The organism is Pedobacter sp. (assembly GCF_039594775.1).
Lineage (GTDB): Bacteria > Bacteroidota > Bacteroidia > Sphingobacteriales > Sphingobacteriaceae > Pedobacter.
Genome location: NZ_JBCNMT010000011.1, coordinates 72,896 through 85,210, shown reverse-complemented (window position 1 = coordinate 85,210; position 12,315 = coordinate 72,896). Strand labels below are relative to the sequence as shown.

General features: G+C 39.5%; 8 protein-coding genes. 4 read left to right on the top strand and 4 right to left on the bottom strand.

Annotated features, from left to right (window positions below; genetic code table 11):
* Positions 1 to 11: 11 nt before the first annotated feature.
* The 3 genes from ABDV71_RS19090 to ABDV71_RS19080 all read right to left on the bottom strand — a co-directional run bounded on the left by ABDV71_RS19090 (position 12) and on the right by ABDV71_RS19080 (position 6,690).
* Positions 12 to 1,703: a RagB/SusD family nutrient uptake outer membrane protein gene (locus tag ABDV71_RS19090; protein WP_343535417.1), complete on the bottom strand. Its 1,692-nt coding sequence runs from the start codon at positions 1,701 to 1,703 to the stop codon at positions 12 to 14.
* An 11-nt stretch (positions 1,704 to 1,714) separates the two neighbouring features.
* Positions 1,715 to 4,744: a TonB-dependent receptor gene (locus tag ABDV71_RS19085; protein WP_343535415.1), complete on the bottom strand. Its 3,030-nt coding sequence runs from the start codon at positions 4,742 to 4,744 to the stop codon at positions 1,715 to 1,717.
* Between the two features lie 362 nt (positions 4,745 to 5,106).
* Positions 5,107 to 6,690: a Na+/H+ antiporter gene (locus ABDV71_RS19080; protein WP_343535413.1), complete on the bottom strand. Its 1,584-nt coding sequence runs from the start codon at positions 6,688 to 6,690 to the stop codon at positions 5,107 to 5,109.
* A gap of 206 nt (positions 6,691 to 6,896) precedes the next feature.
* On the opposite strand from ABDV71_RS19080, the gene ABDV71_RS19075 reads away from it, so the two are divergent.
* The 4 genes from ABDV71_RS19075 to ABDV71_RS19060 all read left to right on the top strand — a co-directional run bounded on the left by ABDV71_RS19075 (position 6,897) and on the right by ABDV71_RS19060 (position 11,325).
* On the top strand, positions 6,897 to 8,726 hold the full coding sequence (locus ABDV71_RS19075) for a tetratricopeptide repeat-containing sensor histidine kinase (protein ID WP_343535411.1): 1,830 nt from the start codon (positions 6,897 to 6,899) through the stop codon (positions 8,724 to 8,726).
* Positions 8,727 to 8,821: 95 nt separating this feature from the next.
* Positions 8,822 to 9,316 carry a YdeI/OmpD-associated family protein gene (locus ABDV71_RS19070; RefSeq protein ID WP_343535409.1) on the top strand — a complete coding sequence of 165 codons (495 nt, stop codon included), beginning with the start codon at positions 8,822 to 8,824 and terminating at the stop codon, positions 9,314 to 9,316.
* Between the two features lie 211 nt (positions 9,317 to 9,527).
* The gene (locus ABDV71_RS19065) at positions 9,528 to 10,592 is read left to right on the top strand and encodes a histidine kinase (RefSeq protein ID WP_343535407.1); all 1,065 of its coding nucleotides are present in this window, start codon (positions 9,528 to 9,530) and stop codon (positions 10,590 to 10,592) included.
* On the top strand, positions 10,582 to 11,325 hold the full coding sequence (locus tag ABDV71_RS19060; RefSeq protein ID WP_343535405.1) for a LytTR family DNA-binding domain-containing protein: 744 nt from the start codon (positions 10,582 to 10,584) through the stop codon (positions 11,323 to 11,325). Before ABDV71_RS19065 ends, ABDV71_RS19060 begins: the two co-directional genes overlap by 11 nt.
* Positions 11,326 to 11,328: 3 nt before the next feature.
* Here the strand turns inward: ABDV71_RS19060 and ABDV71_RS19055 are convergent, their stop codons facing one another.
* Positions 11,329 to 12,198: a phosphatase PAP2 family protein gene (locus ABDV71_RS19055; protein ID WP_343535403.1), complete on the bottom strand. Its 870-nt coding sequence runs from the start codon at positions 12,196 to 12,198 to the stop codon at positions 11,329 to 11,331.
* Between the last annotated feature and the right edge of the window lie 117 nt (positions 12,199 to 12,315).

Below are 12,315 nucleotides of genomic sequence, written 5' to 3'. Positions count from 1 at the left end.
AAATGGATTAATTACCAACCGGTATTTTGTACCAGATTTGTGTTTTTTACAATTTCAGAGTATGGTATTGGATAGAAATACATTCTAGGATTAGCAAAGCTGATTTTGCCGACTACAGACTTTTGGTAAGTCAATGCTCCTGTAGTAGCATTCCTAGTGATAATCATCCCATTTAAATTCTTATTCAATTCGGTTTCGGCAGTTTTCCATCTTCTCAAATCCCAGAAACGTTGCTCTTCAAAAGCCATTTCTATCCTACGTTCGTTTCGAATGGCAGCACGCATTTCTTCTTTGCTCATACCCGATGATTTTAAGCCGTATGAATATCCTGCAGTAGTACCAGCGGTAATACCTGCTCTTTTTCTGATGTCTTGCAATACTTTGTAAATACTTGCGTCTGGGCTGGCTAAATATTCATTTTTGGCTTCTGCATAGTTTAACATCACTTCGGCGTAACGGAAAATAGGAAAGTTGTGCGGTTGTGCACTGTATAGCGTAGCGGTAGCAAAGTTGCCCAAATGTTTGCGCAAGTAGTATCCTGTTTTGGTTTGTGTACTGTTATTGTTCGGCTTATCTAAACCACCTTCATAAGTTTGCAACGGTCGGCTTAACCAGTTTACTCCATTGTATAAAACGGTACTGGCCAAACGAGGATCGCGATTGGCATAGGGGTTGGTAGCCACAAAACCAGAAACCGGATCATTAATATCTCTACCATTTAAACCTGGAAATGCTTCTACCAAATCTTGGGTGGGGCTGGTTCTGCCCTGCGCACTGGCCAAGGCATAGCCCACTGGGCCATTGTTGGTTTCTAGATCAGAGCTATTATTGCGCAGGTAGCCTAAAATCACTTCATCATTTTTTCTAACAATGAATACGTTGTTAAAGGTTACCCCGTCAATCTTAAATTTTCCGGTAATCATTAAATCATTGGCAGCTTGTGCGGCCAAATTCCAGCGTTCTGCATCAAAATTGGCATAGCCTTGGTATTTCTTTTGATCTGCCGTACCACCAATGTTCCCACCGTTATAAAGGGGACTAGCCGCATACAATAAGGTTCTTGCTTTTAGCGCTAGCACTACTCCATTAGAAACTCTGCCGTAATCGCCAGCGGCTAAAGGATCTGGTCGTACCGCACCTTTAATGGCATCACACTCTGACACGATGTAATTGATACATTCTTCGAAAGTATTTCTAGTAAAGTTCTTTGGCTTTTCAGCATCTAAAACCTCATCGCCCACCAAGGGAACACCACCATATCTTTTAACCAATTCAAAATAAAACATGGCTCTTAAGAAACGGGTTTCGGCTTTCCAAAAAGGAATTTTGGCAGGTACAGGCACAATATCAATGTTATTTAAAAAGATATTGGCCTTGCGGATGCCTTCGTAGTTTTTAGCCCAAGCATCATCAGGATTGGTTAAAGCGCTTAGTGAGGAGGTGGTAAACCTTTCGATACTTACTGCATTCCTTGATGGCATGGCGTCATCTGTTGCGGCATCCAGTAAATCGCCTCCTACTCGATTATATCCATTAGGTAAGATAGAGTAAATGTTATTTAAAAATTGCTCCGCATAAAATCCGTTTTTATCGGTTGGATCAAACACATAGTTTTCAGTAATTCTTTCAAGAGGCCCGTCTTCAATTTTAGTACAGCCTGCCAAAGAAAGTGCAGTCATTACTGCTATCAATAATTTCTTCATATTCTTCGTTCTTAAAATTTAACACTAACGCCTGCAACAAGCATTTTTTGGATGGGATAAGCGTTAAAGTAGTTTTCTGGGTCTTGGTTTTTCAATGCGGTAATGGTGAAAAGATTGGTACCATTCACAAATAACCTCGCATTAGAAGCTTTCACTTTTTTAACCCAACTGATTGGGAAAGTATAACCCAATTCTACACTCTTCAATCGTAAGAAATCGCCATTGCGCAACCAATAAGTTGAACCATATTGGTTGTTTACGTTGGTTCCAACGCTTACTCGTGGATAGGTAGCGGTGGCCGCTGTAGCTGGTGTCCATCTGTCTAGGTTGTGTTCGTAAGCCTGTCCTCTAGCACCCTGAAAAGCCCAATAAGAATTTCCAGTTAAGAAAACATCATTGTTGGTTACTCCTTGCAGTAAAGCCGAAAAATCAAATCCTTTATAGTTAGCACCTAAGTTTAAACCGAAATTCAATGTCGGCGCCGTTCTGCCAATCGCTACGTAATCATTCTCGTCGATAATGTTATCGCCATTTTGATCTACGTATTTGATATCGCCAGGTACGATGGCCAAGTTGGCCGGTTTTGCACTGGCATTAATTTCTGCTTGCGTTTGGAACAATCCGCTGGCTACTAACCCAAAAGGCTGTCCTACAGGTAAACCTGTAAATCTCTGGTAAGCGAACTGACGTGCGGGTTCATCTGCAAAAACAACTTTGGTTTTTACGGTAGAGAAGTTTGGAGACAGAAAGTAGTTAAAATCTCCAATGTTGTTGTGATAGTTTAACTGAAATTCAAAACCTGAATAATTACGCTCGCCTAGGTTACGTACAGTGTAGTTAGCACCAGTAATTTGGGTACTGTTACCAATCAACTGCAACAAATCGAAATACTTGTTATTGAAGTACTCCGCAGTTAACGATAATTTGTTATTGAATAGGACAGCATCTACACCTACGTTAAACTTGTTGGCTTTCTCAAAAGTTAAGTGAGGGTTAGCCAAAGCACCTTGCTCTATACCCGACACTGTACCTCCTGTATTGGTACCAAAGTTATATCCAACTCCGCTCGTGTAATACTGGTTATAGGTATAATAGTTATTAGGGTTGAAATTTCCGGTACGGCCAAAAGTGGTTCTCAATTTCAAATCGTTCAACCATTTGGCCTTATCCACCAAAAAATCTTCTTTTTTAATGTTCCATCCTAAACCTAGTGCCGGGAATAAACCGTAGCCGTAGCCTTTTGCGTAACGTTCAGAAGTACCATTATAGGCAGCCACAATTTGCGCCAAATATTTCTCTTTGTAGTTATATGCTAATCTTCCGCTAAAGCCTTTAATGTTATAAGCCAAATCGGCCCCACCCATACGATAATCGTTATTGGCAATCAATAAGGCATCGAAATGGTGCGCACCTACATTTTTGGTATAACCAAACTCTCCCTGCAGGTAAAAAACACGGTTTTGGGTATTGGTAATTAAGTTATTTGTTTGGTCTGCTGGTGTACCATATTGCGTGTAAACAGGATTGCCTGCGCCATCTTTACTTTGTAAAAATGCCACCAATGCCTTGCTTCTTACCGTGGTTTGATCCAAGTAGGTGTTAATTGCACTTAATGCCCTAAACCAAAGTCCAGGCGTTATTTTTTGCAGATCAGCTTTTACCGCTAAATCCACCCTAAAGTCGCGGGTGTAGCCTACCTGATAGCCCGACATGTAATTTTGACCGTAAATGTTGTTTTGCTGAAAGTCTTGGCTTGCACCTAAACTGCCGTTAGCATTAAAAATTGGGTAAGCGTTTGCTGGGGTATTGATGATGTTATTATACAAGGTACTGGTAGAAACACCAGGCTCATTACCTGTCTGTAAACGACCAAACAGGTTTAAACTGGTGGTAATGTACTTGCTTAGATCTAGCGAAACGTTTGAACGAAACACATAACGTTTGTAACTAGAGTTGGTGCTATTGGCATTTGCATCCGACTCTTTAAACAGTCCTTGTTGATCTAAATAATCAAGACTTACATAGTATTTAGCGGTTTGTTTACCCCCAGAAATATCTACATTGTAACGACTGTAAGGGGTTTCTTTCCTTAAAATTTCATTTTGCCAATTTACGTTTGGATGGTAAAATGGATCACTGCCATCTCTGTAGGCATCTAAATCTGCTTGTGAATATACTGCAGGTCTACCATCATTGGTTAAAGCCTCGTTATATAACAATGCGTAGTTATAGGCATCTAAGGTTTTTGGCAATTGTGTGGGTCTAGAAAAACCGTACATGGCTTTAAAACCTATACGCTGAGGGCCTTCTTGTCCTTTTTTAGTAGTAATTAGCACCAATCCGTTGGATGCCCTAATGCCCATCATTGCGGTAGCTAGTGCATCTTTCAAAACGGTCACCGATTCCACCTGTTCAGGATTAATGGAGGTAAAAGTTTGCGGGATACCATCTAAAATAACCAAAGGGGCCATTCCCCTCAAGTTTAAGCTCAAACCATCATTGCCAGGCTCTCCACTGCTTTGATAGGTACTTAAGCCTGCTAAACGACCTGTTAATGTCCCATAAATGGGTGAAGAGATGGTTTTGGTTAAATCGTTGGTCCTAATTTCCGATACCGATTCTAGGTTAGTTGTTTTCTTTTGTGTGGTGTACAGTAAATTAAACGTATCTGATGGGCTGTCGTCTTCAAGCAAGGTTACATTAATTACCTTCTGGCCAGTAAATGGAATTTCTTGGGTTTTAAATCCATTTACCTTAAAAATAAGCACATCGCCTTTATCGGCTTTCAACATAAATTTGCCATCGGCATCTGTTAAAACCAAGCTATTAGACCTGCCTTTAATTTGCACAATAACATCTAGTAGGGGTTTGCCCGAAAGTTCTGTTACTCTTCCCGTCACTTCATCAGCATATGCTGTGTTATTGGATAAAGTGTTTACAGGAATTCCATTTTCGGCTGAAGCATTCAATTGCAGAAAAAAACACCAGAGCAGTGTAATTGAAATCTTCTGCAAAATTCTTTTTAATAGAATTTCACTCATACAGTTTATTTGGTTTTTTAGTTGGGTTCCGTCAAAGATTTGACATCGTAAATATAGGTCAGCTACCTTTACATCCGCAACACCAAAACCAACACAAACAACTGATAATTAACATATTATAAAAATTTTGATACGCTTAAATCTCATAACACATTTAAGATAATGCACTGATTAATTGCACTATATATCTAATCGTGTTTAAACTAGTGATACGTTTAAAACACAATGAAAATATTTTCTAAAAAAATGCGGAAACGTTTGCGCTTAATCCTATAAATGCAGTTTTTGGAACCTATACATCTAAGATTTTAAGAAAATGAAAAACAGCAAAGCTTTATAGTTTTGCTGTTTTTCTCTTTTAGTTATATCATCTTTAACCGTTCTTCTTCTAAATCGATTTGATATAATTGCTGACGAATAATCTCTTCATTCACTTTTGGATCTTTATTCAGCTCGATGAGATATTGACGTTGGCTTTCCAACATCTCTAAAAAAATAATCTTGGTCTTTTCGTTCATCCAACTATCATCGGTGGCCTTTGCCCTTTCTTCCCATTGAAGAATAAATTTTTCTAAGCCAGTGTGACCATGCAATTCATTTTCATATTTATGTTTCAAGAACTGATAAATGTGCTGCTTCAAACCCTGCTTCATTTTTTTACGAGTTTCCGTTTCCTCGGCTTCGTTAAAAATTTCTTCAAACAAACGGCTACGCCTAATGAAATAAGGAAGTGTAAGTCCCTGAACCAATAAAGTCAATAAAATAACCACAAAGGTGATAAACAAAATAAGGTCCCGATGTGGAAAGAGCTGTCCATTGGCAAGTTTAACGGGGATGGCAAGTGCCGCTGCCAATGATACCACTCCCCTCATCCCTGTCCAACCCAACAAAGCAGGCATTAGCCATCGCCTCCTCCGTGAGGCCGCATGGGGCAAAACGGTAGGCCGAAAAATCATTGTAGCTACCATGGCCGCATATCCACTGATGATCCTGACCGCAACGAGTACGCCAGTTACCAATATACCATAACTAATTGCAGTGCTTAAGGGAATGCCTTTGGAGTGAATTCCACTAACTATTTCGGGAAGTTCCAAGCCTATAATCAGAAAAATAATACCATTTAAGATGAACACAAAACTTTCCCATACACTGGCTCCCCTGATACGGCTTGTGCTGTTTAAAAATACCAACCGTTGTGACGACATATACAAGCCACCACATACTACGGCCAATACTCCAGAACTATGTACCTGCTCTGCTACCCAATACATAAAGTAGGGTTCTATTAAGGTAAATGCAATATCGGAAGCTGCATCAGTTGGCAAACGTTTATGCATTTGAACAAAGATCCAACCCAACAACAGGCCTATACCTACCCCTCCAAATACCATCCATAAAAAACTTGTAGCCGCTTCCTGCCAAATAAACTGGCCCGTACCTACCGCAACCAATGCAAACCTGAAAATAATAAGTGAAGAGGCGTCGTTCAACAAGCTCTCTCCCTCCAAAATAGCTGAAGTAGATTTCGGGATTTTAACAAATTTGGTAATTGCCCCCGTACTTACGGCATCTGGAGGAGATACAATGCCCCCCAACAAAAATCCCAATGCTATCGTAAAACCCGGAATATAGTAATTGGTCACCAATGCAACGGTTAATGCGGTAAAAAAAACAACCAAAAACGCAAAACTGGTAATAATGCGCCACCATTTTTTCATCTCCTTAAAGGATATAGACCAAGCTGCCTCAAATAATAAGGGTGGAAGAAATATAAAAAAGATAAGATCTGGATTGATCCTCACCATAGGTAAATTGGGTATAAAGCTGATCAATAATCCAGCAATAACCAATAAAACCGGATAAGCAATCTTCAATTTAGTTGCCCACATTTCTAACAGTACAACAGCCGCAACCATGGCCAATAAAAAGGGTAAAATAGTATGCATAGGGTATTTTGTTATCCTGAAAGTTAGTAAATTATATAGGATAAAATATCAGATAGACCATTTGAATTGATTTTTTTATTAGCCATCAAAAACATTCAATAAAAACATAGGTTTAACCATTTTATTTTCTATTGTTTTTTATTCAGCCTGTTCAATAAGCATGCTAAATAAGTAGCTATGGTAATAAATGCTTAAATTAGTTTATAATGAAGAAAGGGCTACTGTTTTTTTGCTTATTGCTACTGCTATGGAATTTTGGGAGAGCACAATCTTCCGAACTCAAAAATATCCAGGCTTCGCTACCGCAATTGCGCGATAGCTTGAAATATGTGGATGCGCTTAACCGGATGGCCATGCTGCTCTATGAAAAGAATATAGACAGCACTTTCTACTATACCAAAATAGCGCGTGAAATTGCCAATCGCCATCATTACCAACGTGGCAAAGCCGATGCCATGAACAATTTAGGTGTGTTTTTTGACATCAAGGGCAACTTTCAATTGGCCTTAAAATATTATAGTGAAGGTTATCTCGGCTACAAAAAAATAAGAGATTCCGTTAACGTCGTTCAAACCTTAATGAATATTGCCATGGTGTATAGGGAAATGGGCAAGGATGAACGTTCCATTCAACGCTATGACCAGGCTTTTAGCCAGGCAAAAAAGTTGACCCAAGACTCTATTAGGGCTTTGGTTATATACAACTACTTGCTCTCCTACCCCAAGCATTTCAGCAAGGATTCTACTCGCTATTACATTAACTTAGCCAAACAAATTGCTGCCAAATACAAAGACGAACGAACATTGGTAGCCATCGACCAGCTTATCGCAGACGACTTGATTGACCATGGCAAACGTAGCGAAGGCTTGGCATTACTTGAAAAAACCATTGCCACTGCTCTTGCCAAAAAGCTATACTATGTTTCAATGGATATGCATATTGATATGGCACAACGGTTGGAGAAGACAAATCCAGAGAAAAGTGCGGTAATATATCATCAAGCTTTAGCCATTGCCAACAATAACGACTATTTATATTACGGTGAAGTTTTAACACGCAAACTATTTGAGTTTTACCATGCCCGTGGAGATCATTTAAAGGCGGGAACTTTTGGCAAAAAGTTTATTGAAATTCGAGATAAGGAGACAAAATTAAATAGCGACTCGGGAATAGATTACATTGACTATGCGCTTAAGGAAGAACAGGTAAAATCCCTTGAAAGCCGCTATTTTTATCAGGTTGCACTCACCATATTATCATGTATCGCCTTTTTGCTGGCTATTTCCACCATCATTTCGATTCGTAGGCATTTAAAACGTACCAAGAAACAGAACAGTCAAATGAAACAGGCTTTAACTGCTCTTGAACATAGTCAGGCCGATAACACCCGCATGATGCGCATTGTGGCACACGATCTCCGCAACCCTATTGGAGGTATGTTGTCTCTTGCTTCCATAATGTTGGAAGAGCCTGACAGGTCGGAGGAAGATAAAATGCCACTTGAACTTATCAAAACCTCCGGCCAACATTCCCTTGAACTTGTCGATAGCCTTTTGCAGTTGCAGTTTAGTAGTCAAGAATTAAAGAAAGAGCCGATAGATATTGCAGAAATGCTTAAATATTGCGTTTCGTTGTTGGAAAGCAAGGCCGAGGCCAAGGAACAACAGCTAAGCCTGGAAACGGTCCCCACCGTATTGACAGCTAGCCGTGAAAAGCTTTGGAGAGTGATAAGCAATCTAATTGCCAATGCCATTAAGTTTAGTCCCAATGGCTCAAAAATCAAGCTTAAAATGGTTCAAAAGGCTAGCGGCATACGAATTTCAGTGAAAGATGAAGGCATTGGAATCCCCGCTGAAATGGGCAAAAAGGTTTTTGATTTATTTACCGAGGCCAAGAGACCAGGCACTGCCGGAGAACATCCTTTTGGTATGGGCTTAGCTATTTCAAAGCAAATTGTAGAGGCCCATAATGGTAAAATATGGTTCGAAAATAACAAAACCAATGGTACGACTTTTTTTGTTGATCTACCGTTTTAGCTTGATATATCTTTTTCCAAAAAGAGTTGATTATTTCATTTTTACAGCAGCTCAAGTTTTATTTATATTTAGCTTAGATTTTTTAGAGACCACAAATGAAAGTTTACACCTTCCAAGCTACCATAGCAATAATAGGAATTAATCCCTATGTGGAAGTCCCGGAAACTATTTTATCCGAAATTTTTAATCAAGCAGGCAAAAACAAAGGACATATTCCAATTGTTGGAACCATTAACGGTCTACCCTACCAACAAACCTTGGTGAAATACAGCGGCCTTTGGCGACTTTACATCAACACCACCATGCTAAAAGATTCTCCCAAACGTATTGGAGAGGCGATTGAAGTGGCTATTCAATTTGATTCTTCCGATAGGACGATTAAGCCACATCCTCAATGGGCGAAGGCATTGGAAAATAATCCTGAAGCGAAGTCTATATTCGATAAACTCAGTCCTTCCCTGCAAAAAGAAATTGTACGCTACATTGCCAACTTAAAAACAGCTGAAAGCATCCAACGGAATATTCAAAAGGCAATTGATTTTTTATTAGGCAAGGGTTCCTTCGTTGGAAGACAAAACCCTAAATATTAGATACTACTGTGAACTGAAAGGTGGCATAGTCGTGAAAGTTGCCCCGTCGGTAGGAACAAATCTTGGCAAATCCTAAAAACTAAGATTTTGGCAAGCAAAAAATACATCAGCCAAACATCACTCGGCCACTGATTAAAGCAGCATAATATTTACTATTATTGCATCCGTTAATTAAGTACAAATAAGTTCCATTGGTAAAACTCCCACAATTTTGACGGCAAGAAAATATCAGTTTAATCAATTCAATAACATATTTTTCCTGTTGTGGATCATGATCACGGCACTGCTTTGGGCACTCGATGATTCTGAATATCCATGGGTAATACAGAAAGTGCTTTCAGGGGTTTCGCTCATTGTGGCTTTATGTAGCACTACTTATTTTTTGTGCAATTATATATTGCCTAAAGCCATCCACAGAAACAGAATATTACTCGTGTTGGGGCAAATTGTGCTATTGTGTCTTGTACAGGGTTTTCTACTTTGGTTATTTCAGGAGGGTATTGTCCTACTCGAAGCTCATCACGTTTTACCCATTTCGGAATTTACCAATGAGCGTGAAACTTTTTTGACCACCTTAACCAATACGCTTCCAGCTACCATTTTGGTTAATTTAGGTTTCGGTGGATTAAAGTTTTATTATGAACATGGCAAGCTATACCAACAGCATTTAACCCTGCAAAAAGCTCACTTAGAAACCCAACTACAATCCCTACAGGCTAAAATCACGCCGCATTTCATGTTCAATGTCCTTAACCATATTCATATACAGATACAAAAAGATACAGCATTGGCTTCTTCGCTACTGCTTAAATACGCCGATATTCTCCGCTATCAATTATATGGTGTTGATAAGGAATTGGTATGCATTGATGAGGAAATCGCCTTTATATACAATTATATTGAAGTTGAAAAATATCGATGGGTGAATACTTTAGCGGTTACCCATTTATGGGAGATAGAGAACGGCAAAACTAAGATAGCCCCTCTTTTATTGATCATATTCATAGAAAATGCTTTTAAACATGTTGGCCGTTCGACCGACCAAAGTGGATACGTTCATATACAATTACAACAGCATAATAATCATATGGTGTTAGAAGTTAGCAACTCAAAAGCATCCATCAAAAAACATCATCAAGACAGCTCTGGAATGGGCCTTAAAAATGCCAAACAGCGTTTGGAATTGTTGTACCCAAACCAACATCAGTTAGTGATTAACGAGACGGACACTACTTATCAAATGACACTTACCATATTGATTGGAAATGAGCAATAATCAAATTAATCAACAGCCTCTGAAATGTCTCATAGTAGATGATGAGATGGGCGCTGTAGAAGGCATTAAACTTTATATCGAAAAACTAGATTTTCTAGTGGCGGCACACGTTAGTTTTTCGGCTGTTGAAGCTGCTCGTGTATTACAGCAGGAGTGCATTGATTTGATGTTTTTAGACATTAACATGCCTGATCTAAACGGTCTCGAATTTCTCGAATCATTAAATGATCCTCCACTCACCATTATGACAACGGCCTATTCTGAATATGCCTTAGATGGTTTTAGGCTCAATGTGGTAGACTATTTGCTAAAACCCATTAGTTTTCAACGTTTTTTTCAGGCCGCACAAAAAGCTAAAAATGCCTATGTTTCGCAACTGATACCCCAGCAAACCAAGGACGTAAAGGAGGAGGACATTTACATTAAACAGGGCGATGCCTTTATTCGCATCCTTTGGGCAGACATCCATTATGTGGAGGCAATGCAAAATTACGTTAAAATTCACCTCCAGGATAAAACACATCTTATCCACCAATCAATGAACGCAACTGAAGAAATGCTCCCAAACAGTGTATTCTTCCGTATTCATAAATCTTATTTGGTTAACCTATTCCATATTGATAGCATTAATGGAGGAAGGATATATGTAAAAGGCCATGAACTACCCTTATCAAAGTACCGACGCGAGGACCTGTTCGAAACTGTTGTCAATAAAAAGCTTTTGAGCAAATAACAGCTACCACCTATACAGCAGCGATAATCCGTATTGATTTTGTGAAACTACTGGCAAAATAGCCAACTGCTTTCCTGCTTGCTTGTCCCCTAATATTTGGTGCATTCGAGGCAATAACAAATAACCTAATTCAACACTCGCAATGCCTATACCTGCACCAGCCACCACATCGCTAAGCCAATGTTTTTTATTTACCATTCGCAAGGCCCCTGTAGCGGTAGCTGCCACATACCCTCCTATCCCAATCCAAGGGCTATGATGCGCATATTCTTTATATAAAATATGCGCCCCTACAAACGCTGTAGCAGTGTGCCCAGAAGGAAATGATTTGGTATTGGAACCGTCAGGGCGTGTCACACCAACGCTATGTTTCATGGTTTGTACCACTGCGGCCGTCAACATATAAGAAGTAACCATTACCATTGTTCTATCTCCAAAACTGTGTTTTGCTTTTACTCCCATTAAATCTAGGGCATATACATTCGCCGCTGGCGCGTATTGAAGGTAGTCGTCCAAAGTAATGCGACGGTGTATAGATTGATTGATATTGCGATGTATACCATGGTCCAGTTTTTTAAGGGAAGTATTGAATTGTGCCATTACTCCATATCCAATTAATGCCAAGGGTACCATGAATGACCGATAGCTTTTGGGATGCCGAATGTTGTATCCAATGCTATCCGTTTCATGGCATATTGATTGATCTGCTGCTTTATTTTCATTCCCTAAACCGAATATTGGATGATGATTTTGGAATGTTGCCACTTGATTAATAACAGTGGTATCGGTCGTGGAATTCACTTGAGCACACGCAATAACATGCGCAAAGCTGAGTATCATCAGCATCATTGTCTTCATATGTGTAGCTGTCATTAACTATTGACGGGCACAAATTTGAAGCGCTGCTAATGGGTTACCCAAGATTATTGACGACGGGACATTTTGAAGTGACGATAGGTTCTGGATCAAGCACCAATGGATTAACCTAAA